At 72.1% G+C, this 25,969-nt stretch carries 23 protein-coding genes; 5 read left to right on the top strand and 18 right to left on the bottom strand.

The features are described from left to right. Position 1 precedes the first annotated feature (1 nt). The 5 genes from hutI to hutH are packed head-to-tail and all read right to left on the bottom strand — an operon-like array spanning position 2 to position 7,109. Positions 2-1,207, bottom strand: coding sequence for an imidazolonepropionase (gene hutI, locus HNR10_RS26210; protein ID WP_179828024.1), 1,206 nt, complete (start codon positions 1,205-1,207; stop codon positions 2-4). After that, complete coding sequence (locus HNR10_RS26205; RefSeq protein WP_179828022.1) at positions 1,204-2,571, bottom strand: formimidoylglutamate deiminase; 1,368 nt, start codon at positions 2,569-2,571, stop codon at positions 1,204-1,206. The genes hutI and HNR10_RS26205 overlap by 4 nt, the downstream gene beginning before the upstream one ends. Further along, positions 2,568-3,863 (bottom strand): allantoate amidohydrolase, encoded by a 1,296-nt coding sequence (locus HNR10_RS26200; RefSeq protein WP_179828019.1) that lies wholly within the window; start codon positions 3,861-3,863, stop codon positions 2,568-2,570. Before HNR10_RS26200 ends, HNR10_RS26205 begins: the two co-directional genes overlap by 4 nt. After that, positions 3,860-5,530 carry a urocanate hydratase gene (gene hutU, locus HNR10_RS26195; protein WP_179828017.1) on the bottom strand — a complete coding sequence of 557 codons (1,671 nt, stop codon included), beginning with the start codon at positions 5,528-5,530 and terminating at the stop codon, positions 3,860-3,862. Before hutU ends, HNR10_RS26200 begins: the two co-directional genes overlap by 4 nt. 31 nt (positions 5,531-5,561) lie before the next feature. Next, positions 5,562-7,109: a histidine ammonia-lyase gene (gene hutH, locus HNR10_RS26190; protein ID WP_179828015.1), complete on the bottom strand. Its 1,548-nt coding sequence runs from the start codon at positions 7,107-7,109 to the stop codon at positions 5,562-5,564. A 182-nt stretch (positions 7,110-7,291) separates the two neighbouring features. Here hutH and HNR10_RS26185 point away from each other — a divergent pair, with 182 nt between their 5' ends. Next, positions 7,292-8,065 (top strand): IclR family transcriptional regulator, encoded by a 774-nt coding sequence (locus tag HNR10_RS26185; RefSeq protein WP_179828013.1) that lies wholly within the window; start codon positions 7,292-7,294, stop codon positions 8,063-8,065. Here HNR10_RS26185 and HNR10_RS26180 read toward each other — a convergent pair. Beyond that, a complete protein-coding gene (locus HNR10_RS26180) occupies positions 8,045-8,728 on the bottom strand; it encodes a hypothetical protein (protein ID WP_179828010.1) in 684 nt (227 codons plus the stop codon). The two genes, HNR10_RS26185 and HNR10_RS26180, sit on opposite strands and share 21 nt — an antisense overlap. A gap of 120 nt (positions 8,729-8,848) precedes the next feature. Between HNR10_RS26180 and HNR10_RS26175 the strand changes: the two genes are divergently transcribed. Continuing rightward, positions 8,849-9,106: a hypothetical protein gene (locus HNR10_RS26175; protein WP_179828008.1), complete on the top strand. Its 258-nt coding sequence runs from the start codon at positions 8,849-8,851 to the stop codon at positions 9,104-9,106. A gap of 297 nt (positions 9,107-9,403) precedes the next feature. Here the strand turns inward: HNR10_RS26175 and HNR10_RS26170 are convergent, their stop codons facing one another. The 9 genes from HNR10_RS26170 to uvrC form a co-directional block, all read right to left on the bottom strand. Further along, positions 9,404-9,775 carry an RNA polymerase-binding protein RbpA gene (locus HNR10_RS26170; protein WP_082376156.1) on the bottom strand — a complete coding sequence of 124 codons (372 nt, stop codon included), beginning with the start codon at positions 9,773-9,775 and terminating at the stop codon, positions 9,404-9,406. Between the two features lie 79 nt (positions 9,776-9,854). Continuing rightward, on the bottom strand, positions 9,855-10,091 hold the full coding sequence (secG, locus tag HNR10_RS26165) for a preprotein translocase subunit SecG (RefSeq protein WP_179828007.1): 237 nt from the start codon (positions 10,089-10,091) through the stop codon (positions 9,855-9,857). Positions 10,092-10,387: 296 nt separating this feature from the next. Then, positions 10,388-11,164 (bottom strand): triose-phosphate isomerase, encoded by a 777-nt coding sequence (tpiA, locus tag HNR10_RS26160; protein WP_179828004.1) that lies wholly within the window; start codon positions 11,162-11,164, stop codon positions 10,388-10,390. 66 nt (positions 11,165-11,230) lie between these two features. After that, the gene (locus HNR10_RS26155; RefSeq protein ID WP_179828002.1) at positions 11,231-12,415 is read right to left on the bottom strand and encodes a phosphoglycerate kinase; all 1,185 of its coding nucleotides are present in this window, start codon (positions 12,413-12,415) and stop codon (positions 11,231-11,233) included. A 154-nt stretch (positions 12,416-12,569) separates the two neighbouring features. Continuing rightward, entirely contained in the window at positions 12,570-13,574 is a 1,005-nt protein-coding gene (gene gap, locus HNR10_RS26150; protein WP_179828000.1) for a type I glyceraldehyde-3-phosphate dehydrogenase, read from the bottom strand. A 354-nt stretch (positions 13,575-13,928) separates the two neighbouring features. Then, the gene (gene whiA, locus HNR10_RS26145; protein ID WP_053615963.1) at positions 13,929-14,909 is read right to left on the bottom strand and encodes a DNA-binding protein WhiA; all 981 of its coding nucleotides are present in this window, start codon (positions 14,907-14,909) and stop codon (positions 13,929-13,931) included. Between the two features lie 318 nt (positions 14,910-15,227). After that, positions 15,228-16,202: a gluconeogenesis factor YvcK family protein gene (locus HNR10_RS26140; protein ID WP_179827990.1), complete on the bottom strand. Its 975-nt coding sequence runs from the start codon at positions 16,200-16,202 to the stop codon at positions 15,228-15,230. 194 nt (positions 16,203-16,396) lie between these two features. Next, the gene (gene rapZ, locus HNR10_RS26135) at positions 16,397-17,281 is read right to left on the bottom strand and encodes an RNase adapter RapZ (protein ID WP_179827988.1); all 885 of its coding nucleotides are present in this window, start codon (positions 17,279-17,281) and stop codon (positions 16,397-16,399) included. Further along, positions 17,278-19,299 carry an excinuclease ABC subunit UvrC gene (uvrC, locus tag HNR10_RS26130; RefSeq protein WP_179827986.1) on the bottom strand — a complete coding sequence of 674 codons (2,022 nt, stop codon included), beginning with the start codon at positions 19,297-19,299 and terminating at the stop codon, positions 17,278-17,280. The genes rapZ and uvrC overlap by 4 nt, the downstream gene beginning before the upstream one ends. A gap of 167 nt (positions 19,300-19,466) precedes the next feature. On the opposite strand from uvrC, the gene HNR10_RS26125 reads away from it, so the two are divergent. Continuing rightward, on the top strand, positions 19,467-20,627 hold the full coding sequence (locus HNR10_RS26125) for a mechanosensitive ion channel family protein (RefSeq protein WP_179827984.1): 1,161 nt from the start codon (positions 19,467-19,469) through the stop codon (positions 20,625-20,627). 95 nt (positions 20,628-20,722) lie between these two features. On the opposite strand, the gene HNR10_RS26120 is transcribed toward HNR10_RS26125, so the two are convergent. After that, on the bottom strand, positions 20,723-21,109 hold the full coding sequence (locus HNR10_RS26120; RefSeq protein ID WP_179827982.1) for a Rieske (2Fe-2S) protein: 387 nt from the start codon (positions 21,107-21,109) through the stop codon (positions 20,723-20,725). A gap of 301 nt (positions 21,110-21,410) precedes the next feature. After that, entirely contained in the window at positions 21,411-21,665 is a 255-nt protein-coding gene (locus HNR10_RS26115; RefSeq protein ID WP_179827980.1) for a hypothetical protein, read from the bottom strand. Between the two features lie 98 nt (positions 21,666-21,763). On the opposite strand from HNR10_RS26115, the gene HNR10_RS26110 reads away from it, so the two are divergent. Both HNR10_RS26110 and HNR10_RS26105 read left to right on the top strand, forming a co-directional pair. Beyond that, positions 21,764-22,531 carry a Scr1 family TA system antitoxin-like transcriptional regulator gene (locus HNR10_RS26110; protein ID WP_179827977.1) on the top strand — a complete coding sequence of 256 codons (768 nt, stop codon included), beginning with the start codon at positions 21,764-21,766 and terminating at the stop codon, positions 22,529-22,531. Next, positions 22,524-22,697, top strand: coding sequence for a DUF397 domain-containing protein (locus HNR10_RS26105; protein WP_179827975.1), 174 nt, complete (start codon positions 22,524-22,526; stop codon positions 22,695-22,697). The genes HNR10_RS26110 and HNR10_RS26105 overlap by 8 nt, the downstream gene beginning before the upstream one ends. Before the next feature lie 112 nt (positions 22,698-22,809). Here the strand turns inward: HNR10_RS26105 and uvrA are convergent, their stop codons facing one another. Next, the gene (gene uvrA / locus HNR10_RS26100; protein WP_179827973.1) at positions 22,810-25,644 is read right to left on the bottom strand and encodes an excinuclease ABC subunit UvrA; all 2,835 of its coding nucleotides are present in this window, start codon (positions 25,642-25,644) and stop codon (positions 22,810-22,812) included. Positions 25,645-25,969: the final 325 nt, after the last annotated feature.

Below are 25,969 nucleotides of genomic sequence, written 5' to 3'. Positions count from 1 at the left end.
GTCACGGCGTTCCGGCGACCAGCTCCCCGTCCTTCCACACCGCCGCGACCTGCGGGACCCCGGGCCGGTAGGCCAAGTACAGGTGGTTGGGCGCCTCCAGCAGCGTCAAATCGGCCCGGGCGCCCGGCGCCAGGTGGCCGACGTCGGTGCGGCGCAGGGCCCGCGCACCCCCGGCCGTGGCCGCCCAGACCGCCTCGTCGGGGGTCAGGCCCATGTCGCGCACGGCCACCGCCACGCAGAAGGCGAGGCTGGAGGTGAAGCACGACCCGGGGTTGCAGTCACTGGCCAGGGCGACCACGGCGCCCGCGTCGACCAGCGCCCGGGCGTCGGGGTAGGGCTGGCGGGTGGAGAAGTCCACGCCCGGCAGCAGGGTGGCGACCGTGGGCTCGGGACGCGCGGCGGCCTGGGCCAGGGCGTCGACGTCCTCGGGCGCCAGGTAGGTGCAGTGGTCGACCGAGGCCGCCCCCAGCTCCACCGCGAGCCGCACCCCCGGCCCGTGCCCCAGCTGGTTGCCGTGCACACGCGGCAGCAGCCCGCGCGACATCCCGGCGGTCAGGACGCGCCGCGAGGCCTCCTCGTCGAAGGCGCCGCGCTCACAGAAGACGTCGATCCACCGGGCGTGCGGCGCGCAGGCGTCCAACATGGGCCCGGTGACCAGGTCGACGTAGCCCTGCGGGTCGTCGGCGTACTCGGGGGCGACCACGTGCGCGCCCAGGAAGGTGACCTCGTCGGTGACCCGCGCGGCCACGGCGAGGCTGCGCTCCTCGTCGGCGACGGTGAGGCCGTACCCGGACTTGACCTCCAGGGTGGTGGTGCCCTGGGTGGCGGCCTCGCGCACCAGCCGGCGGGCACCGTCGAGCAGCGCGGCGTCGGAGGCCTCCCGGGTGGCGGCCACGGTCGTGCGGATGCCCCCGGCGGAGTAGGGGCGTCCGCTCATCCGAGCGGCGAACTCGCGGCTGCGGTCGCCCGCGAAGACGATGTGCGAGTGGCTGTCGACGAACCCGGGCAGCACGCACCGCCCGGCCGCGCCGATCCGGGCGTCGGCGGCGGGCGCGCGGCCGGACGGCCCGGTCCAGGCGATCCGGCCGTCCTCGATCACCAGCGCCGCGTCCTCGATCTCACCGACCGCGCCCCGGCCCAGCGCCGGGTCGTTGGTCACGAGGGTGCCGATGTCGTCGACGAGGATCGTCGAGGGCAGGTCGCTCATCGCAGTAGCTCCTTGATCGCCGTGTCGAGTTCGCCGGCGGTGTCGGGCACCGCCGTGTGGACGCCGTCGCGGACGGTCCACCGACCGTCGGCCATGACGTGGCGCACGTCCGCGGCGGTGGCCGCGAAGAGCACGGCGTCCGTGCTGTGGGCGGGGTCGGCCCCGGCCAGGCGCACGCCGTCCAGGGCGACGTTGGCCAGGTCGGCGCGGGCGCCCGGGGTGAGGCTGCCCGCGTCCGGCCAGCCCAGGGAGGCGTGCCCCTGGACCGTGGCCGCGCGCAGCAGGATGCCGGTGCCCAGGACCCCGCGCCGGTGGGTGCGCAGCCTTTCGTGCAGCTCCACGCCCCTGGCCTCGGCGAACATGTCCAGCTGCGCGTGCTGGTCGGTGCCCAGGCTCAGCGGGGCCGGGACCAGGTCGCCGGTGCGGGGCAGGCCGTCGGCGAGGTCGCGTTCGGTGGTGGGGCACAGGCACACGGTCGCACCGGACCGGCGCACGGCGGCGACGTCGTCGTCGGTCAGGTGGGTGGCGTGCACCAGGCTGGTGCGCTCGGTCAGCGCGCCGGAGTCGGCGAGCAGGGCGACCGGTGTCCGGCCGTAGGCGGCCAGGCAGGCCGAGTTCTCCGCGGGCTGCTCGGAGACGTGGACGTGCAGGGGCAGGTCGCGCTCCTCGGCGAGGGCGGCCACACGCGGCAGGCGGTCGGCGGGGACCGCGCGCACCGAGTGGGCGGCGGCGCCCGGCCTCGCGTGGGCGTCCGCCAGGTCCAGGGCCGCCACGCGCTCCGCCCAGGCGTCCACCGACCCGTCGCCGAACCGCAGCTGCGGGCCGGCGAGCGGGAGGTGCTCGCCCCGGGCGTCCAGGCCCCCGGACAGGTAGCACACGTCCAACAGGGTCAGGCGGACCCCGGCGTCGGCCGCCGCCGCGACCAGGGCGCGGCCCATGGCGTTGGGATCGTCGTAGCGGACGCCGCCGGGACCGTGGTGCAGGTAGTGGAACTCGCCCACACAGGTCACCCCGGACAGCGCCATCTCCGCGTAGGCGGCGCGGGCCAGCCGGAGGTAGCGGTCGGGGTCGAGCCGGTCGGCGGCGCGGTACATGACCTCGCGCCAGGTCCAGAAGGACCCGGAGCCGGTGTGTGTGCGCCCGCGCAGCGCCCGGTGGAAGGCGTGGGAGTGGGCGTTGGCCAGACCCGGCAGGGTCAGGCCGGCGAGGTGCTCCGCGTCCGGGGGGCGAGGGGTGCCGGACTCGACGCGGGTGAGGCGTCCGTCGGCACCGACCTCCAGCAGGACGCCGTGCTCGGGGGCGCCGCCGCCCGAGCCGGTCCAGGCCCACTCGCACCACAGGCGCGCGGTGGTCGGGGCGGTCACGGCGCCACCGCCCCGGCGGGCCGGGCGAGCAGGTCCTGGAGGACGTCGGCCAGGGCGGCCACGCCCGCGTGGCAGTCGTCGGGGCTCGCCCACTCCTCGGGCGAGTGCGACACCCCGGTCGGGTTGCGGACGTAGAGCATCGCGGTGGGCACGTGCGCCGCGAGCACCCCGGCGTCGTGCCCCGCCCCAGTAGGAAGGACAGGCACGCCAGTGTCCGTTGAGGGCGGTAGCCCTTCCCCCCGCGCGCTTCCGGCGGCGACGACCGCGGCGAGCCGGTCGCGCAGGTCGTGGGCGAACGACACCAGCGGGGTGTGGGACTCGTTGGTCATCGCCAGACCCACACCGTGCTCGCGGGCCGCCTTCTCCGCCGCCTCGCGCACACCCTCGACCACGGCCCCCAGCGCGTCCTCGTCGGCGGCGCGGGCGTCCAGCCAGGCACGCACCAGCGAGGGAATGGCGTTGGTGCCGTTGGGCGTGATGACGGCCTTGGCGACGGTGGCCCGGGCGTCGTGCGCCTCGGCCAGTGACCGGGCGGCCAGGATCGCGTGCGCGAACGGGGGCATCGGGTCGTTGCGGTCGGCCAGGCGGGTGGTCCCCGCGTGGTCGGCGCGGCCGGTGAAGTCCATCCGCCACCGCCCGTGCGGCCAGATCGAACCGGCCACGCCCACCGGGTGCGGAGTGTCGGCCAGGGCACGGCCCTGCTCCACGTGCAGTTCGACGAACGCGTCGAGCAGTCCGAGGGTGTCGGGGTCGGCGCCGAGGCCCAGCGGGTCGAGCCCGGCCTCCTCCATCGCCCGCTCCCACGTCACGCCCGCGGCGTCGGTCAGGCCCCGGGCCCGCTCGGGCGCGATCTCCCCGGTGGCCAGGCGGCTGCCCAGACAGGGGACACCGAAGCGGCCGCCCTCCTCCTCCACGAACACGACCACGGCCAGCGGGCGCGCGGGGGTGACACCGCGCCGGCGCAGCTCGTCCACGGCCGCCAGGGCCGAGGCCACACCGAGGGGGCCGTCGAAGGCGCCCCCGTCGGGGACGCTGTCCAGGTGGGAGCCGGTCGCCACGGCGCCGGGCCCCGGGGTGCCCCACCAGGCCCACAGGTTGCCGTTGCGGTCGGTGCGCACGTCCAGGCCGCGGGCGGCGGCCGCCTCGGTGAACCAGGCGCGCGCGTCGGTGTCGGCGCCGGTCCAGGAGAAGCGGTGGTAGCCGCCGCTGCCGGCGTCGCGGCCCACGGGGGCCAGGTCGGCCCAGAGGCGGTCGAACGCCCCGGCATCGGGGACGGGGTTCGGTGTGCTCACACGTGCTCCCCGTCGCCCTCGCGCATGGGAACGCGGATGCCCTGCGCCTCGGCCACGCGCTCGGCCTCCTCGTAGCCCGCGTCCACGTGCCGGACCACGCCCATGGCGGGGTCGTTGGTGAGCACCCGTTCCAGCTTGGCGGCGGCCAGCTCGGTGCCGTCGGCAACGCTCACCTGGCCCGCGTGCAGGGAACGGCCCATGCCGACGCCGCCGCCGTGGTGGATCGACACCCACGAGGCCCCCGAGGAGGTGTTGACCAGGGCGTTGAGCAGCGGCCAGTCGGCGATCGCGTCCGAGCCGTCCTTCATCGCCTCGGTCTCGCGGTAGGGCGAGGCCACCGATCCGGTGTCCAGGTGGTCGCGCCCGATCGCCAGGGGCGCGGAGATCTCCCCCGACGCGACGAGCTCGTTGAAGCGCTCGCCCGCGGCGGCCCGCTCGCCCTGGCCCAGCCAGCAGATGCGGGCGGGCAGCCCCTGGAAGGCGACCCGCTCGCCCGCCATGCGGATCCACCGGGCGAGGTGGTCGTTGTCGGGGAACAGGTCCAGGACGGCCCGGTCGGTGCGCGCGATGTCGGCGGGGTCGCCGGACAGAGCGGCCCACCGGAACGGTCCCTTGCCCTCGCAGAAGAGCGGGCGGATGTAGGCGGGCACGAACCCGGGGAAGTCGAAGGCGCGGGAGTAGCCGCCCTCACGGGCCTCGTCACGGATGGAGTTGCCGTAGTCGAAGACCTCGGCGCCCCCGTCCTGGAAGCCCACCATGGCCTCCACGTGCGCGGCCATGGACGCGCGCGCCCGCTGAGTGAAGTCCTCGGGCTTGGCGGCGGCCAGGGCCTTCCAGTCCTCGAACGCGACCCCCGCGGGCAGGTAGGCCAGCGGGTCGTGGGCGGAGGTCTGGTCGGTGACGATGTCGATCGGCGCGGAGCGGGCGAGCAGGTCGGGGAAGACCTCGGCGGCGTTGCCCAGCACGCCGATGGACAGGGCGCGCCGCTCGTCGCGGGCCCTGGCCGCCAGCTCCAGCGCGTGGTCCAGGCCGTGGGCGCGCACGTCCAGGTAGCGGTGCTCGATCCGGCGGTCGATGCGGCTGGAGTCGCACTCCACGACGATCGCCACACCGCCGTTCATGGTGACGGCCAGCGGCTGGGCGCCGCCCATGCCGCCCAGGCCCGCCGTGAGGGTGATGGTCCCGGCCAGGCTGCCCCCGAACCGTTTGGCCGCCACCGCGGCGAAGGTCTCGTAGGTCCCCTGGAGGATGCCCTGGGTGCCGATGTAGATCCACGAACCGGCGGTCATCTGCCCGTACATGGTCAGGCCCTGCGCCTCCAGGCGCCGGAACTCGGGCCAGTTCGCCCAGTCCCCCACGAGGTTGCTGTTGGCGATGAGCACCCGCGGCGCCCACTCGTGGGTGCGCATGATCCCCACCGGGCGCCCCGACTGCACGAGCAGGGTCTCGTCGCCCTCCAGGTCGCGCAGCGAGGCGGTGATCCGGTCGAAACTGCGCCAGTCGCGGGCGGCCTTGCCGGTGCCGCCGTAGACGACCAGGTCCTCGGGGTGCTCGGCCACCTCGGGGTCGAGGTTGTTGTGGAACATGCGCAGGGCGGCCTCCTGCGGCCAGCCCTTGGCCGACAGGGTGGTGCCGCGGGCGGCACGGACGGTACGCGGGGTGCTCATGGGCGTCTCCTGGGGTGGTGCGAACCGGGGGTCAGGACAGGGGGGTGACCGACTCGGCCGCCTCGACGACCGTCCCGTCGCTGACCAGGGCGGCGACGGCGGCGATCTCGGGCGACAGGTGGCGGTCGGGGCCGGGGCCCTCGACGTGCTCGCGCAGGGCGCGCACGACGGCTCCGGTGGCGGGCCCGGGCTGCAGCGGCGAGCGCAGGTCCAGGGCGCGGGCGGCGGTCAGCAGTTCCACGGCCAGCACGGTGGTGAGCCCGTCCACGGCGCGGCGCAGCTTGCGCGCGGCCGACCAGCCCATGGACACGTGGTCCTCCTGCATGGCGGAGCTGGGGATGGAGTCGACGCTGGCCGGCACGGCCAGGCGCTTGAGCTCGGAGACGATCGCGGCCTGGGTGTACTGGGCGATCATGTGCCCGGAGTCCACGCCGGGGTCGTCGGCCAGGAAGGCCGGCAGGCCGTGGGAGCGCGACACGTCGAGCATGCGGTCGGTGCGCCGCTCGGCGATGGAGGCGGTGTCGGCGACCGCGATCGCCAGGAAGTCCAGGACGTAGGCCACGGGCGCGCCGTGGAAGTTGCCGTTGGACTCCACACGGCCGTCGTCGAGGACCACGGGGTTGTCGATCACGCTGTCGAGTTCGCGCCCGGCGACCAGGAGCGCGTGGTCCAGGGTGTCGCGGGCGGCGCCGGCGACCTGCGGGGCGCAGCGCAGCGAGTAGGCGTCCTGGACCCGGTTGCAGTCGGGGCCGCGGTGGGAGGCGACGATCGGCGAGTCGGCCAGCAGCGCGGTCAGGTTGGCGGCGGAGGCCGCCTGGCCGGGGTGGGGCCGCAGCCGCTGGAGTTCGTCGGCGAAGACCCGGTCGGTGCCCAGGAGCGCCTCGACGCTCATGGCGGCGGTGATGTCGGCGACCTTGAGCAGGCGGGTCAGGTCCTGGCAGGCGATGGCGAGCATGCCGAGCATGCCGTCGGTGCCGTTGATCAGTGCCAGGCCCTCCTTGGCGCCCAGCTCGACCGGGCGGATCCCGGCGGCGTGCAGGGCGGTGTAGGCGGGCAGGAACTCACCGGCGGCGTCACGGACCTGTCCCTCGCCCATGAGCGCCAGGGCCACGTGCGACAGCGGCGCCAGGTCGCCGGAGCAGCCCAGGCTGCCGTACTCGTGCACGACGGGCGTGATCCCGGCGTTGAGCATGGCCGCGAGGGTGTCGACCGTGGCGACCTCCACGCCGGTGTTGCCGGAGGCCAGCGTGCGCAGGCGCAGCAGCATGAGGGCGCGCACGACCTCGCGCTCGACCTCGGGGCCGGCCCCGGCGGCGTGGGAGCGGATGAGCGAGCGCTGCAGGCGGGCGCGCAGGTCGGGTGCGATGTGGCGGGTGGCCAGGGCGCCGAAGCCGGTGCTGACGCCGTAGGCGGGGACCTCGCCCCGGGCCAGCGACTCGACCCGCTCGCGGCCGTGCCGGACGGCCTTGCGGGTCTCCTCTCCGATGATGACGCGGGCGCCGTTGCGGGCGACGTCGAGGACCTGGGCCGGGGTGAGCGGGGCACCGCCGACGTTGACGGAAGGGGCTGCTGTGGACATGGCCCCATTCCACCTCCACCGGACCCGCCGCAGAAGCCCTGACACGAGGGTTCCGTCTGGGATTTCAGACATCACCCCACCGGCCGTGCCGACGGCCGGCGCCGGACCGGGACCGCGATCGTGGCCCACCCCGGCCAGCGCCCGGACCTGGGCGGACACCGATTCCGTGGAACAATCGGGGTATGAGTTTCGTGCCGGCGGCCACACGCGCCCTGCGCGTTCTGCGGTTCCTGGCCTCCCGCCCCGGCCCGGTGTCGGCCTCGGCGATCGCCCTGGAAGTGGACGTGCCCCGTTCCAGCGTCTACCAGCTGCTGGAGGCGATGGCCCAGGAGGGCTTCGTCACCCACCTGCCCGAGGAGCGCCGCTGGGGCCTGGGGGTGGCCGCGTTCGAGATCGGTTCGGCCTACCTGCGCCATGACGGCGTCGAGCGGTTGGCCCGGCCGCTGCTGCACCAGCTGATGGAGGCCACCGGCGCCACCGCGCACCTGGGCGTGCTGCACGGCGCCGACACCCTGTACCTGCTCAAGGAGCAGCCGCCGCACGCGCCCACGCTCATCACGGGTGTGGGGGTCCGCCTGCCCGCGCACCTGACCGCGTCGGGGCGGGCCATGCTCGCCCGGCTCCCCCGTGCGCAGGTGCGCGCCCTCTACCCCGACAGGGCGGCGTTCACCGACCGCACCGGCCGGGGGCCCGCCGACCCCGGGGAGCTGCGACGGGTCCTGGAGGAGGAGGCCCGCCAGGGCTGGTCGATCGAGGCCGGCCAGGTGACCGACGGCTTCGTGTCGGTGGCGGCGGCCGCGCTGGACCACAACGGCCGGCCCGCCGCGGCCATCAGCCTCACCGTGCCCAGCGCCCGGCCGGTCACCCCGATGGCGCTGGCCGGGCGGGTGCGCGACGCCGCGGCGGAGCTGACCCGCCGGCTCGGCGGCAGGCGCTCAGTCCAGGCTCAGCGGTGAGCGCTCCACGACCGAGGGCAGCGGCGCCGTCCGCTCGATCATCCGCAGGATCTTCTCCTTGTGGTCCCGTGGGACCTGGACGTAGAACTGCGTGGGGGCCTCCACCGAGGTCAGGCCCAGGCTCTCGGCGGACTCGGCCCAGGTGGGCAGTTCCTCGTCCGTGCGGTAGGTGTCCAGGACGAACTCGATGAAGTAGGTGCGGCGGCGGTCACCGGTGTGGTCCTCGCGGACGCGGCGGATCTCGTTCCATCCGATGAACGTGCCCTCGCCGGGGAACCACCACTTGCGTTCCTGGAGCACGATGACGCCGTCGCTGTCGGCGCTGATGCCCTGGCGGGTGATGCGCTGCGGGAGGCCGCGCAGCAGGACGATGTTGCTGCCCGGGCCGACGAAGGCCATGGTCAGGGCCGCCGCCGACCACAGCGTCACCGATCCGACCGTGTAGTCCTGGCGCAGCAGGTTCCACAGCAGCGAGCCCACCACGACGAGGAAGCCCACGGTGAGGGCACCCGAGAGGTAGGCCGCCGCCATCCACATCCGCGCGTTGGGGCCGCGCAGGCTCACGTACCGGCGCAGGTGGGAGACACTGCCGGAGGTGTGTGTCAGGTCCGAGGGGACGCCCCGCAGGACCGGGGGGTCGTCCGAGGGTTCGGGGGAAGCCATGTCCCCATTGTTCCAACTCCCCGGTGTGGTCGGTGCCGCGCGGTCCGGCCCCGTGTCCGTCTTCGGACGATCGCGCCGAAGGCGGGGCATCGCCCGACCCGCCCCGCTAGAGTCCCGTCCATGAGGCGCAATACGAGGGAGTACGACACCGAGCTGCGAGTCGACGGCGAGATCGTGGTCCTGGACGGGGTCCACTACCAGGGACGGACCGTCCTGCGGGAGGGACCGGACGCGTTCGCACCCCTCGAACGCTGGGCCAAGGGGGTGGCCGAGGTCCTGGGAGAGCCGGTGACCTGGCGCGCCTCCCTCAAGGGCGATCTGGCCGCACGCGGGACCGTCCAGCCCGGCCCCGGCTCTCAGAACCTGCGCGCGCTCTGAGCCCCGCACTTGGCGCACTGGAACTTGCGGTCGTCACCGAGAATCCAGTCGTGGTCGCCGCCGGTCGGGCACGTGGACATCGACACCATCTCCTCATGAGGGGCTGTTGGGGGTGCGTGGCGATCACCCTAATTCGCTCCCGCCACACCAGTCCCGCGAATGAGGAACTACCGGTCAGCTTTCATGTCCGTGCGCGTACCCGCACGTCGCCCGGCCCGCCCGACGCACGACCGGGGCCCGCCGCGGTGGACGCGACGGGCCCCGGTACGGGCCGGACCGGCAGAGCCGGCCCTGGCCCTAGTTCTGGGCGGCCTTCATGTGGGCCTCCACGGCCGCGCGGTCGGCGCGCAGCTTGGCCAGGGCCTCATCCAGGATGAGCTTGCCCTCCTCCTCGCTGCGGCGCTCCTTCACGTAGGCCAGGTGCGTCTTGTAGGGCTCGGTACGCGGCGGCGACGGGGGGTTCGCCTTGTCCTTGCCCGCGGGGAATCCGCAACGGGGGCAGTCCCACTCGTCGGGGACCGCGGCTTCGCTCGCGAAGCTGGGCACGACCTCGTGCAAGTTCGCACAGTAGAACGGAACCCGCACGCGCGGGGCGGCCTCGCCCCGCTCCGCCTCGCCCATGGGGCCGGCTCCGACTCGGCTGCCACGGATGGCACTGCCACTACCCACGAAAAACTCCTTCGGCGAACTCGCTCACCGACACTCGGGCGAGCTTGACTGTGGACGGGGGGTGCCTGCGTATCGCCGGCTACATGCCCCGGTTGATCAACAGGCCGAGGGCGACGATGGCGAGGATCCAGACGACCCCGACAGCGATGGTCATGCGGTCGAGGTTGCGCTCGACGACCGACGAACCCCCGAGGGAGGACATGACGCCTCCGCCGAACATGTCGGACAGGCCGCCGCCCTTCCCCTTGTGCATGAGCACCAGGAAGATCAGCAGCGCGCTGAGAAGCATCACGAAGATGGACAGACCGAGGATCACACGCTCACCCGTAGCTCGACCCCGCAGCGGGGGAATGGACACCTCGGCCCCCCATTCACCACCCGTACCAGCGGCGGTGCTCGGCACCGGCCTGGCCGGCTCGGATCACGGAAGGAGGAGACCGGGGACGTTTTCGGATTTTACCGTGCCCATGGCGACACGGGAGGGGAAACCGCGAGGCACGGCCATCCCCTCAGCGAAGTCTAGCCCGACCACGGCACTCGTCGGGCCCCGCCCTCCCCGGACTCCGGTCCGGGAAGGGCGGTGTCGCAGGTCACGGCGGCCTGTCGGCGAAACTACTTGTCGCCGAACCGGATGATCTTGACGAACTCGTCCGCCTTCAGGCAGGCGCCGCCGACCAGGGCGCCGTCGACGTCGTCCTTGGCCATGATGCCGGGGGCGTTGTCGCCCTTGACCGAACCGCCGTAGAGCACGCGCACCGCGCCCGCGACCTCGGGCGAGTACAGCTCCGACAGGCGCACGCGCACGGCCGCGCACACCTCCTGGGCGTCCTCGGGGGTCGCGACCTCGCCCGTACCGATCGCCCACACCGGCTCGTAGGCCACGACGATCCGCTCGGCCTGCTCGGCCGGCACGCCCTTGAGCGCGCCGTCGAGCTGCGCCAGGACGTGCTCGACCTGGCGGCCCTGCTTGCGCACCTCCAGGCCCTCGCCCACGCACAGGATCGGCACGATGTCGTTCTTGAAGGCCGCCTGGACCTTCGCGTTGACCAGGGCGTCGTCCTCCTGGTGGTACTCACGGCGCTCGGAGTGGCCCACCAGGACGTAGCCGCAGTCCAGCTTGGCCAGCATCGCACCGGAGATCTCGCCGGTGTAGGCGCCAATGGAGTGGGCGGAGATGTCCTGGGCGCCGTAGCCGATCCGCAGCTTGTCGCCGTCGACCAGCGTCTGCACGCTGCGCAGGTCCGTGAACGGCGGCAGGACGACGACCTCGGCGTTGTCGTAGTCCTTGTCGTTCAGGCCGAACGCCAGCTTCTGGACGAGGGCGATGGCCTCCAGGTGGTTGTTGTTCATCTTCCAGTTGCCCGCGATCAGCGGCAGGCGCTTGGACATGTGTGTACTTCCCGTCAGGTCGGTCGGACGATGGCGCGGCCGGGGCGGGGCGCCCCGGCCGCTGCGTCAGGCGAGGGCGTCGATACCGGGCAGGTCCTTGCCCTCCAGGTACTCCAGGCTGGCACCGCCGCCGGTGGAGATGTGGCCGAAGGCCGCCTCGTCGAAGCCCAGCGCGCGCACGGCCGCGGCGGAGTCGCCGCCGCCCACCACGGTGAAGGCGCCGGAGTCGATCAGGGACTGGGCCAGCGCCCGGGTACCGCCGGCGTAGGGCTCCATCTCGAACACGCCCATGGGCCCGTTCCAGAAGACCGTCCTGGTGTCGGCGAGCTTGGCGGCGAACAGCTCCTGGCTGCGGGGGCCGATGTCCAGGCCCATGCGGTCGGCCGGGATGGCCTGGACGTCGACCGGCGCGTGGGGGGCGTCGGCGGCGAACTTCTCCGCGGCCACGACGTCGACGGGCAGGACGATCTCCACGCCCTCGCGCTCGGCGCGCTCCAGGTAGCCGCGCACGGTGTCGAGCTGGTCGGCCTCCAGCAGGCTGGAGCCGACCTCGTAGCCCTTGGCCTTGAGGAAGGTGAAGACCATGCCGCCGCCGATGAGCAGGCGGTCCGCGGCGCCGAGGAGGTTGTCGATGACGCCGAGCTTGTCGGAGACCTTGGACCCGCCCAGGACCACGGCGTAGGGGCGCTCGGGCGCGTCGGTGAGCTTGCGCAGCACCTCGACCTCGGTCAGGACGAGGCCGCCGACGGCGTGGGGCAGCTTGCCGGGCAGGTCGAAGACGCTGGCGTGCCTGCGGTGCACCGCGCCGAAGGCGTCGCCGACGTAGAGGTCGGCGAGCTGGGCGAAGCGGTCGGCGAGTTCGCCGCGCTCGGCGTCGTCCTTGCTGGTCTCGCCCGGCTCGAAGCGCACGTTCTCCAGGAGCGCGACCTGGCCGTCGGCGAGCGCGGCCGAGGTGGCGCGGGCGGACTCCCCGGCGGTGTCGGCGGCGAAGGCCACGTCGGCGCCGAGCAGCTCGCCCAGGCGGGCCGCGACCGGGCGCAGCGAGTAGCGCGGCTCCGGCGCGCCCTTGGGGCGGCCCAGGTGGGCGGCGACGATGACGCGGGCGCCGCGCTCGCGCAGCTTCTCGATGGTGGGCAGGGCGGCGCGGATCCGGCCGTCGTCGGTGATGCGGTCGCCGTCCAGGGGCACGTTGAGGTCGGCTCGGACGAACACGCGCTTACCGGAGACGTCGAGGTCGTCGATCGTCCGCATGCGGGTCTCCTCGGAAGGGTCTGGGGGCCCGGGCGCCGGCCCGGGCGGTGGTCGGTCGGAACGTGGGGGCGTACGCGGCGTACGGGGTGTCCACGACGGCACCCCCTCGCGCGCGCTGCGGGCGAGGGGGTGCGGTGCCGATGGCGCCGACTCCCTAGAGGCCGGAACCGACCAGCTTGGCGCAGTCCACCAGGCGGTTGGAGTAGCCCCACTCGTTGTCGTACCAGCCGACGATCTTGACCTGGTTGCCGAAGACCATGGTCAGGCTGGAGTCCAGGGTGCAGGAGGGCGAGGTGCCCACGATGTCCGAGGACACGATCGGGTCCTCGGTGTAGACCAGGACGCCCTTGAGGGGACCCTCGGCGGCGTCCTTGAACGCGGCGTTGACCTCGTCCTTGGTGACCTCGCGGTCCAGGGTGACGACCAGGTCGGTCACGGAGCCGTCCGGGACGGGCACGCGCATGGCCATGCCGTCCAGCTTGCCCTGGAGCTCGGGCAGGACCAGCGCGGTGGCCTTGGCGGCACCGGTCGTGGTCGGGATGATGTTCTGCGCGGCCGCGCGGGCACGGCGCAGGTCCGAGTGCGGGAAGTCCAGGATGACCTGGTCGTTGGTGTACGCGTGCACGGTCGTCATCAGACCCTGCTGGATACCGAAGTTGTCCAGCAGGACCTTGGCCATCGGCGCCACACAGTTGGTGGTGCAGGAGGCGTTGGAGACGACGTGGTGGTTGGCCGCGTCGTACTTGTCGTCGTTGACGCCCATGACGACGGTCAGGTCCTCGCCCTTGGCCGGGGCGGAGATGATGACCTTCTTGGCGCCGGCGGCGAGGTGCTTCTTGGCGTCCTCGGCCTTGGTGAAGCGACCGGTGGACTCGATGACGACGTCCACGTTCAGGTCGGACCAGGGCAGCTTGGCCGGGTCGCGCTCGGCGAGCACCTTGATGCTCTTGTCACCGACGCGGATGAAGTCCTCGCCCACCTCGACGTCGCCGGCGAGGGTGCCGAGCACCGTGTCGTACTTGAGCAGGTGCGCGAGCGTCTTGGTGTCGGTGAGGTCGTTGACCGCGACGATTTCGATGTCGCTGCCGCCAGCGGCGACCGCGCGCCAGAAATTGCGGCCGATACGACCGAAGCCGTTGACGCCTACACGGATGGTCACGGAACCAATCTCCTCATATGTCGCACATCAATGTCACCCGCGCATTCCCCCCGCCTGGGACGATGCACCCAGGTGTGAACCCGAGTGACGACATTGAACAGGGTTAACACGCGCCGGGTGTTGACGAAGAGCCTAGCGGAGCACCGGCGGCGAGCCGTTCTCGACCCACGTCCGCCACGCTCACCAGGCCTCGTGGATTCGTGAACCATCCTGGCACTGCTCGGCGAAGAGGTCTATACCATTGTCGGAAGTTATCGACGTGTTCGTGCTGTTAACAAAGTCGAACATCGTTGTGGCGGGGGGATTTCGGCGACCACCGGGCGCGCGGGCACCCCGGACCGCCGACGCGCACCGTCAGGGCACGAGCATGTCGGGAGTGAGGTTCGCCTCTGTTCCCTCGATCCCCAGATCGCTCGCCCGTTTGTCGGCCATCGCCAGCAGACGCCGTATGCGCCCCGCGATGGCGTCCTTGGTCAGCGGCGGCGACGACAGCTGTCCGAGCTCCTCCAGCGACGCCTGCTTGTGCGCCAGCCGCAGCTGCCCGGCGGCCACCAGGTGCTCCGGGGCGTCCTCCCCCAGGATCTCCAACGCCCGCTCCACCCGCGCGCCGGCCGCGACCGCGGCCCGCGCGCTGCGGCGCAGGTTCGCGTCGTCGAAGTTCGCCAGCCGGTTCGCCGTGGCGCGCACCTCCCGGCGCATCCGCCGCTCCTCCCACGCCAGCACACTCTGGTGGGCGCCCAGGAGCGTCAGCAGCGCCCCGATGGAGTCGCCGTCGCGCACGACCACCCGGTCCACACCGCGCACCTCGCGCGCCTTGGCGTGCACCTTCAGCCTCCGCGCGGCCCCCACCAGCGCCAGCGCCGCCTCCGGCCCCGGGCAGGTGACCTCCAGCGACATCGACCGGCCGGGCTCGGTCAGCGACCCGTGCGCGATGAACGCGCCGCGCCAGGCCGACTCCGAGTCACAGGCCCCGCCCGCCACCACGTGCCGGGGCAGTCCGCGGACCGGCCGCCCGTGGTTGTCCACCAGACCCGTCTGGCGGGCCAGCGACTCGCCGTCCTTGATCACCCGCACCACGTACCGGTTGCCCTTGCGCAGACCGCTCGGGGAGAGCACGACGACCTCGGACTCGTGCCCGAAGACCTCCGAGATGTCCTTGCGGAGCCGTCGCGCCGCGGCACCGGTGTCGAGTTCGGCCTCGATCACGATCCGTCCGCCCACCAGGTGCAGTCCTCCGGTGAAACGCAGGATGGTGGACACCTCCGCCTTGCGGCAGCATGGCTTGAGAATCGCCAGTCGGCTCAACTCGTCCTTCACCACGCCGGTCATCGCCATCGCCGCGAACCTCCCCTTGAACTGGCTTGCACCGGCGTCGCGCGCCTGACGCCGGTGTGCGCCGCCGCGGCCCCGCCGCGTACGGCTGTCTCCGTGGCAGACTACGTCACCGGCGGCTCGGGGCCGACCCCTTCACGGCGTGTTGCCGAGCCACCGTTCCCGCTGGCCGGGGGCTCTGTGGGCCTTCATGGCGATGTGCGTTCAGTTGCTCCACCCGGCGAACACGTCCACCACGTGCTCGCGCGGCACGAGCGCGTGGTCGTGCTCGGTGTCGCGGGCGGCGAGCCCGGGCCGCGCCCGCCATGATCGTCCGCGCGCTCACTCGGTCAGGATGCGCTCCAGGGCCGCCGCCAGCCGCTCCGGGTCGTGCCGGGGCGTGCCGTCGCCCCGGTTCAGGTCGTCCAGTTCCAGGCGCCCGCCCAGTCGGCGGACCACGCTCGTGAGCGGTTCGACGTCGTCCACGGTCCCACGGTCGGCCAGCACCACGTCCACCCCGAGCTTGGGGGCGTGCTCGTGCAGCACCTCCAGATAGGTCTCCGGCCGGAAGTGGTCGGTCTCCCCGCGCTGCGGGGACAGGTTCAATGTGACCATGCGCTGGGCGCGGGTGCTGACCAGGGCGTCGGCCAGCTCGGGGACCAGCAGGTGGGGCAGCACACTGGTGAACCACGACCCGGGGCCGAAGACCACCCAGTCCGCCTCGCGCACCGCCTTGACCGCCTGCGGGCTGGCCGGGGGCTCCTCGGGGATGAGCGAGATGGACCGCACCCGGCCGCTGGTGCTGGCGCACGCCACCTGGCCCCGCACGACCGTGGTCTCCTCCGGCCGCAGCGGATCGATCCCCGCCACCTCGGCCGCGATGTCCAGCGGCACCGACGACATCGGCAGGACCCGCCCGTGCGCGCCCAGGAGCTGGCCCACCCAGTCCAGGCCCGCCACGGAGTCGCCCAGCAGCTCCCACAGCGCCACGATGAGCAGGTTGCCCACCGCATGGCCGTGCAGGTCCCCCTCGGACCGGAACCGGTGCTGGATGACCTCGCTCCAGGTGTGGCCCCACTCGTCGTCACCGCACAGGGCCGCCAGGGCCATCCGCAGGTCGCCGGGGGGCAGGACGCCCAGCTCCTCGCGGAGCCGGCCGCTGGACCCGCCGTCGTCGGCGACCGTGACGATCGCCGTCACGTCGGTGGTCACCCGGCGCAGCGCGGACAGGGAGGCGTGCAGGCCGTGCCCGCCACCCAGGGCGACCACCCGGGGCGGGCGTCGGCCCTCCTCGTCCGGTGCGGTGCTGTTCGACATGGCTGTGGCCTGCCCCCTCGTCCCGTGTGCAGCAAGCGCGGCCGACCGCACCGCCCACGGCGGAACTGCGGGCGCCCGCGCCCCCGGACCGCCGGGTACCCGTCCGTGGAGGAACCGGGACCGGCGGTGACCGGGCCAATGTAAGCCAAGACGCCCCGCTTGGCGATTCCGTCCCCCCGCCGGCGCAGCGGCGGCTACTCGCGACCCACGTCCCGGTGCACCACGTGCACGTCGACCTCCTGGGCGCGCAGTTGTTCGGCGAACTGCTCGGCCATGGCCACGCTGCGGTGCCGGCCGCCGGTACAGCCCACCGCGAGCGTCATGTAGTGCTTGCCCTCGCGCTGGTACCCGGCGATGGTCAGCTTGAGGACCTCCGCGTAGGTCTCGATCATCTCCTTGGCCCCGTCCTGGGCCAGCACGAAGTCGCGCACCGGCTCGTCGCGCCCGTCCATCGGCCGCAGGTCGGGCACCCAGTGGGGGTTGGGCAGGAAGCGGCAGTCCAGGACCAGGTCGGCGTCGACCGGCAGGCCGTGCTTGAACCCGAACGAGACCACGTTGGCGCGGGGACGGGCCTCGTCGGTCTCACCGAAGAACCCGATCACGCGCGCCTTGAGCTGGTGCACGTTGAGCTGCGAGGTGTCGATGACCAGGTCGGCCTCCCCGCGTACCGCCCGCAGCGTCTGGCGTTCACGGTCGATGCCCTCGGTCAGGCGCCCGTCGCCCTGCAGCGGGTGGGGGCGGCGCACCCCCTCGAACCGGCGGACCAGGGCCTCGTCGCTCGCCTCCAGGTAGAGCACGCGCGCGACGATGTCGCGCTTGCGCAGCTCCTCCACCGTGGACAGCAGGTCCTCGGTGAAGGCCAGCGAACGCACGTCCACCACCACCGCGACCCGGGGCACCGCCCCGTGCGTGCGCCCGGCCAGCTCGATCATCGTCGGCAGGAGCCCGGGCGGCAGATTGTCCACCACGAACCAGTCCAGGTCCTCCAGCGCCCTGGCCGCCGTGCTCCGGCCCGCACCGGACATCCCGGTGACGATGACCACCTCGGGCGGCAGCTCGCCGCCCAGTTCGACCGTCATGTGTCTCCTCCCCCGTCAGTACTCTGCTGTCCCGGCGCCCGGTCGGTGTCCCCTCCGGCGGGCCCTCCCGTCAGGTGCGCGTGCACGGCCTCCGCCAGTTTGGGGCCGATGCCCGGCACCGCCGCGATCTCCTCGGCCGTGGCCGAGGCCAGTCGTTTCACCGAACCGAACTCCTTGATCAGCGCGGACCGGCGGGCCGGGCCCAGTCCGGCCAGTTCGTCCAGGCTGCTGCCCGTGAGCGCCTTGGCCCGCATCTGCCGGTGGTAGGTGATGGCGAACCGGTGGGCCTCGTCGCGGACCCGCTGCAACAGGTACAGGCCCTCCCCCGTCCGCGGCAGGATGACCGGGTCCTCGTCGTCGGGCAACCACACCTCCTCCAGGCGCTTGGCCAACCCGCACACGGCCACGTCCTCGATACCGAGCTCGTCCAGTGCCCGGCGCGCCGCCTCGGCCTGGGGCCGCGCGCCGTCCACCACCACAAGGTTAGGGGGATAGGCGAACTTACCGGGTGACGGCTCGGAGTCGCTTTGGTGACCCCCGTGGTCGCCGGTCTCGCCCATCCGCGCCACCTCCCCGCTGCGCGAGCTCTCCTCCAGGTAGCGGCGGAAGCGGCGGGTGATGACCTCGTACATGGCCGCGACGTCGTGCTGCTCGGCCCCGCCCGGCCCGCTGCCGCGGATGGCGAAGCGCCGGTACTCCGACTTGCGCGCCAGCCCGTCCTCGAACACCACCATGGACGCCACCACGTGCTCGCCCTGGAGGTTGGAGATGTCGTAGCACTCGATGCGCAGCGGCGCCTCGGGCAGGTCCAGCGCCTCCTGGATCTCGTTGAGGGCGCGCCCGCGCGTGCTCAGGTCGCCCGCCCGGTGGGTCTTGTGCCGGGCCAGCGACTCGCGGGCGTTCTTGTCCACGGTCTCCATGAGCGCCTTCTTGTCCCCGCGCTGCGGCACCCGCACGTCCACGGCCGAACCCCGGTGCTCCGACAGCCACGACGCCACGGCTCCGATGTCCTCGGGGGCGTGCGAGACCAGGACCTCGCGCGGGACGGCCGTGCCGGTCCCGGCGGTCTCGTCGGTGCCCTCCGCGGCCCCGTAGAGCTGCCCGAGGAAGGTCTCCATCAGCTCGCCCGGACCGGCGTCGGTGACCTTGTCCACGACGTAGCCGCGCCGGCCGCGGATCCGGCCGCCGCGCACGTGGAAGATCTGGAGGGCCGCCTCCAGTGGGTCGTCGGCCATGGCGATGACGTCGCAGTCGGTGGAGTCGGGCAGGACGACGGCCTGCTTCTCCAGGGCGGCCTTGAGCGCCTCGATGTCGTCGCGCAGCCGCGCGGCGCGCTCGTACTCCATCTCCTGGGCCGCCTCGGTCATCCGCGCCTCCAGCCGACGGATGAAGCGGCCGGTGTCGCCGGCCAGGAAGGAGCAGAAGTCGTCGACCAGGTCCCTGTGCTCCTGCGGTGTGGCCTTGCCCACACAGGGGGCCACGCACTTGCCGATGTAGCCGAGCAGGCACGGGCGCCCGCTGTTACGGGCCCCCCGGAAGACGCCCGGGGAGCAGGTGCGCACGGGAAAGACGCGCAGGAGGAGGTCGACGGTCTCACGGATGGCCCAGGCGTGGGAGTAGGGGCCGAAGTAGCGCACGCCCTTGCGCTTGGCCCCCCGCATCACCTGCACGCGCGGGAACTCCTCGTTGAGCGTGACGGCGAGGTAGGGGTAGCTCTTGTCGTCGCGGTACTTGACGTTGAAGCGCGGGTCGTACTGCTTGATCCAGGAGTACTCCAGCTGGAGCGCCTCCACCTCGGTGCCGACGATCGTCCAGTCCACGTCGGCGGCGGTGGAGACCATCTGCTGGGTCCGCGGGTGCAGCCCGGCGAAGTCGCGGAAGTAGGAGGAGAGCCGCGACCGCAGGTTCTTGGCCTTGCCCACGTAGATGACGCGGCCCGCCTGGTCCCGGAACCGGTACACACCGGGGGAGGTCGGGATGGAACCGGGCGCCGGGCGCAGGTGAGGAGTCGCAGCCATACCCCCATTCTGGTGCGTCCCCACGACATCCGGCCACCCGAGACCCCGGTGTCACAGGGCACCGTCGCGCACGCCTCACCCCAAACGTCACGATTGGATTTCTCCATGCTCTAGGTTGGGCGGGTACGAACCATCTGACCGTCTTGACGACAAGGGGGACCTTCCCTGTGAGCCCCTCTCAATGGATCACCCTCGGCATCGTGATCGCCCTCGCCCTGTCGTTGGTGTTCGTGGTCCACTGGCTCCTGAACCACCAGCTGGGCAGGGTCTGGCCGATGGCGCGCCACCTCGTCTCGCGCTCGGCCGTCACCGCCTACCTCGCCGCCGCCGTGGTCGGCGCCAACCTGGCGCTGCCCAGCCCCGCCGACGTCGGCTGGACCACCTACCAGGCCATCCAGCACCTGATGCGCATCCTCATGATCGGCACGCTGACCGGTCTGGGCATCAGCCTGGCCTACGCCGCCACGGACATGATCCTGGACCGGCTGTCGGTGTCCAACGGCGACGCCGACCGCAGGGCTCGGCGCTACCAGACCCAGGTCCGCCTGCTGCGGCGCGTGGTCACCTCGGTCATCGTCGTTCTGGCGATCGCCGCCATACTGTTCACCTTCCCCCAGGTCCAGGCGCTCGGCGCCGGGCTGCTGGCCTCGGCCGGTGTCATCGGCATCGTCGCCGGTGTGGCCGCCCAGTCCACCCTGGCCAACCTGTTCGCCGGGCTCCAGCTCGCCTTCAGCGACTCGCTGCGCATCGGCGACGTGGTCGTGGTCGAGGGCGAGTGGGGGCGCGTCGAGGAGCTCAGCCTCGTCAACGTCACCATCAAGATCTGGGACGAGCGCCGCCTGGTGGTCCCCGTCGCCAACTTCACCATCACCAGCTTCGAGAACTGGACCAAGCAGGGGACCGCGATCACCGCCAAGGTCGTGCTGCCGCTGGACTGGGAGGTGCCGGTCGCGGAGCTGCGCGAGGAGGCCGGCCGGCTGATCACGGCCAGCCCCAACTGGGACGGGCGCAGCTGGTCCTGCCAGGTCGTGGACATCACCGAGGCCGGGGACGTCATGGTGCGGGTGGTGGCCACCGCCGCCGACACCGGCGCGCAGTGGAACATCGCGTGCGAGATCCGCGAGCACCTCATCGCCTGGCTCGTCCAGCACTACCCCGAGTCGCTGCCGCGCAACCGCACCGAGTTCTTCTCCTCCGGCGAGGAGTCGCCCTACGCCGCGCAGTTCCCCACGTCCGCCTTCCGGCGGGGCCGCTCCTCCCAGGAGCCCGCCGCGGCCCCGCGCAACGGCGCCACGGGTCCGCCCGGCGGCGACCCCGGCGAGGTCTGAGCAGGCTCGCGCTACACCCGTCGAACATGCCGCGGCGCCCGGAGCGGATTCCGCTCCGGGCGCCGCGGCATGAGTGCTCCCGTCCCGTGGCGGGCTCAGTCGAGGATGATGTCGGTGCCGTCGATGGTGACGGTGAAGCCCTCCAGCGGCTCGGTCGCCGGTCCCTTGACCGCCTCGCCGGTGGTGACGTCGAACTCGCTGCCGTGGCACAGGCAGCCGATCACCTCGGTGACCTCCTGGACCGTGCACCCGCCGTGCGTGCAGGCGGCGCTGAAGGCGCGGAAGTCGCCCTCCTGCGGCTGGGTGACCACCAGTTTGCTGTCGCTGAAGACCGCTCCCCCGCCCACGGGCACGTCCGTGGTCTGGCCGACCACCTGCCCGCGCCGGACCTCCTGCGGATCGGGCGGCTCACCGCCACAGGCGCTCACGGCGGTCACGGTCGCCGCCGCTCCCGCCGTTCCGAGCAGGCGACGCCTGCTCACTCCGCACCCGCACGTCCTCTGACCAGACACGACAGAACGCTCCTCACCTGCGCTGGGAATCACTACGAACTGTAGTAGATCCACCAGAGCGGGCAGCACGCGCCCTGTGTCCCGGAACGGGCGTGAACGACGGACCCTCCGGGCTAGTCCGTGCCCCGACGCCTGGACCCGCCCCGACGCCTCGGCAAGGGTGGAGGAACGGCGGGTGCCCGCCACGGCGGTTCCGGGCGGCGCGGCTGGACGAGGCGGGCGACCTCGGCGAGCGTCCTCGCCCTGGGCACGTCCGGACGGGGCCGCTGCGTCACGACGGGCCCCCTGCCACCACGTTGAGACCGGCGTACTGGCGGATGATCGTGTCGACCGCGGGTCCGGGGGCGTGGACGTCGCCGTACTGGGGTTCCCCGCTCGGGCCGGTCCACCGGTACCAGCCCCCGTACGCGGTCACCTCCACCACGGTACCCAGGTAGGGGTCGTTGACGACCAGCGTGTCGCCTCGGCGGTAGTTGAGCAGTTGCCGGTGAGTGAAGGCCGCACCGAGATTCCTGAGTTCTTCCATGCTCCGATCGTCACCGGGAGCGTGCGGGTATCGCCATACAGTGAGATCTTCCGGGAAACCTCTGACAGCGTGTGGAAGCCAAGCGTAATGTTTCGCGCATGGCTGACCCTCCATTCAACGAGCTCCTCAAAAGGTTCCGCGAACTCCAAGGCCTCACGCAGCAGCAACTCGCGGCCCGGGTTCGGGCCTCTCCCGCCTCTGTGTCCAGGTGGGCGAACGGGCACGGCATACCGCACAAACCCACTGCGGAACTCCTGGACGAGCATCTGAACGCCGGTGGCCGTCTGATGTCTGCTTGGAGGATGGTCGCGAACGGGACAACTCTGCCCGAATGGGCACGCGGGCTTGCCGACATCGAGATCGTGGCCAGGTTCCTGGAGTTTCTCTCGCCCGTGCTCGTTCCGGGCTACCTACAGAGCCCGTCCTACGCCCGGCAGGTATTCCGAGCCGGGCAACCGCTGTTGCCGGAAAAGGACATCGCGAACCTGGTCAAGCTACGGTGTGAGCGCCTGGAGCAACTCCACAGCCTGTCGGTGTCGGCGGTGTTCCCAGTCCTGGGCATCCGTGCTTTCGGCAGGGGGATCCAACAGGAGCAGGCCGCGCATCTGCTCTCGTGGATTGCGACCGGTAGGGTAACAGTGCTGTTGGTACCGGAAGGTTCCGTGCTGGCCGGTATCACGTCCCCCCTTCTGGTCTTCACATTGCAGGACGGGACTATGGCGGCCAGTTCCGACCACGTCAGCGGCAACTTCATACATGACGACGAGTCTCACCCCCGGCTCACTGCGCTGGTCAAGGGCGCCTTGTCTTCCGCCCTGCCCGTCAGGGAGTCCCGCAGAATTCTGGAAGGTCTCAGCAATGAATGATTGGCACAAGTCCAGCTACAGCAGCACGGGCGGGCAGTGTGTCGAGGTGCGCGAGCATGTTGCGGGTGCGGACGTCCGGGACACGCAGAACCGGGACCTCGGCCATCTCACGGTTCCCGGCACGGAGTGGGTGGCCCTGCTCGCCCGGGTGCGTGCGGAGGGGTAGCACGACAACCCGAAGGGCCCCGCCGGTCGAACTTCCAGGGAGCAGTTCAAACCCGGCGGGGCCCTTCGTCGTCGCCGTCGCCCCACCGCCGGCTCGACGGTGGGGCGAGGCCTCACAGCATCTTGGCGAGGAACCGCCCGGTGTAGGACTCCGCGACCGCGGCGACCTCCTCCGGCGTGCCCTGCGCGATGACCTGACCGCCGCCGGAACCGCCCTCGGGACCCATGTCGATGACGTGGTCGGCGGTCTTGATGACGTCCAGGTTGTGCTCGATGACGATCACCGTGTTGCCGGTGTCGGCCAGCCGGTTCAGCACGCCCAGCAGCTTGCGGATGTCCTCGAAGTGCAGACCCGTGGTGGGCTCGTCGAGCACGTAGACCGTGCGGCCGGTCGAGCGGCGCTGCAGCTCCGCGGCGAGCTTGACCCGCTGGGCCTCACCGCCGGACAGGGTCGTGGCGGGCTGGCCCAGCCGCACGTAGCCCAGACCGACGTCGGTGAGCGTCTGCAGGTGGCGGCGGATGGCGTTGATCGGCTCGAAGAACTCCAGCGCCTCCGAGATCGGCATCTCCAGCACCTCGGAGATGTTCTTGCCCTTGTAGCGCACCTGCAGCGTCTCGCGGTTGTAGCGGGCCCCGTGGCACACCTCGCAGGGCACGTACACGTCGGGCAGGAACTGCATCTCGATCTTGAGCGTGCCGTCGCCCGAGCACGCCTCGCACCGGCCGCCCTTGACGTTGAACGAGAACCGGCCCGGCAGGTACCCGCGCGTCTTGGCGTCGGTGGTCTGGGCGAACAGCTTGCGGATGTGGTCGAACACGCCGGAGTAGGTGGCCGGGTTGGAGCGCGGGGTCCGCCCGATGGGGCTCTGGTCCACGTGCACGACCTTGTCGACCTTGCTGGTGCCGTTGACCCGCAGGTGGCGGCCGGGCACCTCCCGGGCGCCGTTGAGCTCCTTGGCCAGCGCCTTGTACAGGATCTCGTTCACCAGGGTGGACTTGCCCGAGCCGGACACCCCGGTCACCGCGGTGAAGACTCCCAGGGGGAAGGCGGCGTCGATGCCCTCCAGGTTGTTCTCCCGGGCCCCGCGCACCACGAGCTCATGCCCCCGCGTGAGCGGGCGGCGGGTGTCGGGCACCGCGATCGCGCGCCGCCCGGACAGGTACTCGCCGGTCAGCGAGGTCTCGGAGGTGAGCAGCTCGTCGACGATGCCCGACACCACCACGTGCCCGCCGTGCTCGCCGGCGCCGGGGCCGATGTCGACCACCCAGTCGGCGGCGCGGATGGTGTCCTCGTCGTGCTCGACGACGATGAGCGTGTTGCCGATGTCGCGCAGCCGCTGCAGGGTCTCCAGCAGACGGGCGTTGTCGCGCTGGTGCAGGCCGATGGAGGGCTCGTCCAGGACGTAGAGCACACCCACCAGGCCGGAACCGATCTGGGTGGCGAGCCGGATGCGCTGGGCCTCACCGCCGGAGAGCGAACCCGAGGAGCGCGACAGGCTCAGGTAGTCCAGCCCCACGTCGAGCAGGAAGCCGAGCCGGGCGTTGATCTCCTTGAGCACCTGGGCGGCGATGACCATGTCGCGCTCGGAGAGCTTGATCCCGGCCAGGAACTCCGCGCTGTCGCTGAGCGACATCTGGGCGACCTCGGCGATGGACTTGCCGCCCACCGTCACCGCCAGCACGACCGGCTTGAGCCGCGTCCCCTCACAGGTGGGGCAGGGCACCGTGCGCATGTAGCCCTCGAGCCGCTCGCGCCCGTAGTCGCTCTCGGTCTCGGAGTGGCGCCGCTTCACCCAGGGGATGACGCCCTCGAACTCGGTGTAGTAGGAGCGGTTGCGCCCGTACCGGTTGCGGTAGGACACGTGCACCTGGGTGTCGTGGCCTTCCAGGATCGCCTTGCGGGCGCGCCGGGGCAGCCGCTCCCAGGCCGTGTCCAGGTCGAAGCCCAGGGCGTCGCCCAGCGCCTGCAGGATGCGGTCCCAGTAGCCGCTGGTGGAGCCGCTCGACCACGGCGCCAGCGCGCCCTCGGACAGGGTGCGCTCGGGGTCGGGCACCAGCAGTTCGGCGTCGACCTCCATGCGCGTGCCCAGCCCGGAGCAGTCGGGGCAGGCGCCGTAGGGGGCGTTGAAGGAGAACGAGCGCGGTTCGAGCTGCTCGAAGGACAGGTCGTCGTAGGGGCAGTACAGGTGCTCGGAGAAGACCTTCTCGCGCTCGGGGTCGTCGGCCTCCAGGTCGACGAAGTCGAGCACGATGGTGCCGCCCGCCAGCTTCAGGGCGGTCTCGATCGAGTCGGTCAGGCGTCCGCGCGCGGTGTCCTTGACCGCGAGCCGGTCCACGACCACGGCGATGTCGTGCTTGTCGTAGCGGCCCAGCTTGGGCGCCTCGTCCAGGCGCACGGCCGCGCCGTCGACCACGGCACGGGTGTAGCCCTTGGACTGCAGGTCCTTGAACAGTTCGAGGTACTCGCCCTTGCGCCCGCGCACGACCGGTGCCAGCACCTGGAAGCGGGTGCCCTCGGTCATCTCCAGGACGCGGTCGACGATCTGCTGAGGGGTCTGCCGCGCGATCTCGCGGCGGCACTCCGGACAGTGCGGCACACCGACACGCGACCACAGCAGACGCAGGTAGTCGTACACCTCGGTGATCGTGCCGACCGTGGAACGAGGGTTGCGGCTGGTGGACTTCTGGTCGATGGAGACCGCGGGCGAGAGGCCCTCGATGAAGTCCACGTCCGGCTTGTCCATCTGCCCCAGGAACTGGCGGGCGTAGGCGGACAGGGACTCCACGTAGCGCCGCTGGCCCTCGGCGAAGATCGTGTCGAAGGCGAGCGACGACTTGCCCGAACCGGACAGGCCGGTGAACACGATCATGGAGTCGCGCGGAAGGTCCAGCGAGACGTCCTTGAGGTTGTGCTCGCGGGCTCCCCGGACTACCAGTTGTTCGACCATCGAGTAGGACATCCTTCGGCTTGGGCGCACAGGAGGCGGGCCGCGTCGCGCGACGTCGGCTGGACCCGTGTGTCTTCGCGGTGTGGCGGTCGCAGGCCTCCGGCGGCCGCACGGGGCCGCGGATCCGGGCCGGTGAGGGGGCGCGGGCACAGCCGTCCGCCACCCCGTCCGACAAGACTAACGACCGCCGACGTCGGTTTCTTCCAACACGGGAAAGTGGTGGTGTCCCGACGGCTCAGCGCCGGGGCACCACCACTATAGACGAACGCGTGTTCGATCAGGGCTGTTTCAGGAGATGTCTTCGGGACCGTTCGGCGAGTGCCGT

The organism is Nocardiopsis aegyptia, from assembly GCF_013410755.1.
GTDB lineage: Bacteria > Actinomycetota > Actinomycetes > Streptosporangiales > Streptosporangiaceae > Nocardiopsis > Nocardiopsis aegyptia.
Note: the sequence above shows the minus strand (reverse complement) of the source record. Positions and strands in the feature narration are given on the sequence as shown.